At 65.9% G+C, this 828-nt stretch carries 2 protein-coding genes; both read left to right on the top strand.

What is annotated here, in order from left to right; genetic code table 11:
* Positions 1-553 (top strand): SDR family oxidoreductase (locus G3N97_RS39065; RefSeq protein ID WP_205998033.1); only part of this gene is annotated, 553 nt, incomplete at its 5' end.
* Positions 554-678: 125 nt separating this feature from the next.
* A partial coding sequence (locus tag G3N97_RS39060; protein WP_205998034.1) for an oxidoreductase-like domain-containing protein occupies positions 679-828 on the top strand: 150 nt, incomplete at its 3' end.

The following is an 828-nucleotide window of genomic DNA, read 5'->3' as shown; positions in this document are numbered from 1 at the left end:
CGAAGCGCTGTTCGACACGGTGCGCCAACGCTATGGCCGCCTCGATCTGCTGTTCAACAATGCGGGGCGCAACGCGAAGGCCGTCGATATCGACGAGTTGTCGGTGGAAGACTGGCGCGCCGTGGTCGATACGAACCTGACCGGCGTGTTTCTCTGCACGCGCGCGGCGTTCGGCTTGATGAAGCGCCAGAGCCCGCAAGGCGGCCGCATCATCAACAACGGTTCGATTTCGGCCCATGCGCCGCGTCCGTTCAGCATCGCGTACACGGCGACCAAGCACGCCATCACCGGGCTGACGAAGTCGGTGTCGCTCGACGGACGGCGTTACGACATCGCCTGCGGGCAGATCGACATCGGCAACGCGGGCACCGATATGGCCGAGCGCATGGCGCGCGGCGTGCCGCAAGCGAACGGCGAAATCGCCGTGGAGCCGCTGATGGATGTGGAACTCGTCGCCGATGCGGTGCTGCACATGGCGCAGCTGCCGCTGGCCGCGAACGTCCAGTTCATGACGATCATGGCCACGAAGATGCCGTTCGTTGGGCGAGGATGAGTGCGCGTAGCGCTGCGTAGACCGATTTAGTCGCTGACGAGAGGGCGCGTGCGGACCTTGGGGCGCCGCACGCGCAAACGCGCGCTCCCGTATACTGGACGTCGAATCATTACGACGTTCGCCCCATGTCTTTGCCTTTGCGTCCCGAGGACGACCCGCGCCCGGAACCGCCCGAGCGGCCCAACGACGGCGACTGCTGCCAGAGCGGCTGCAGTCCCTGCATCTTCGATCTCTACGCCGAAGAGGTGCAGCGCTGGCGCGAGGCGCTCGCGGCG

The organism is Paraburkholderia sp. Ac-20347, from assembly GCF_017104805.1.
GTDB classification, from domain to species: Bacteria; Pseudomonadota; Gammaproteobacteria; order Burkholderiales; family Burkholderiaceae; genus Paraburkholderia; species Paraburkholderia tropica.
The sequence above is the reverse complement of the archived record's forward strand: the minus strand, read 5'-3'. Positions and strand labels throughout refer to the sequence as shown.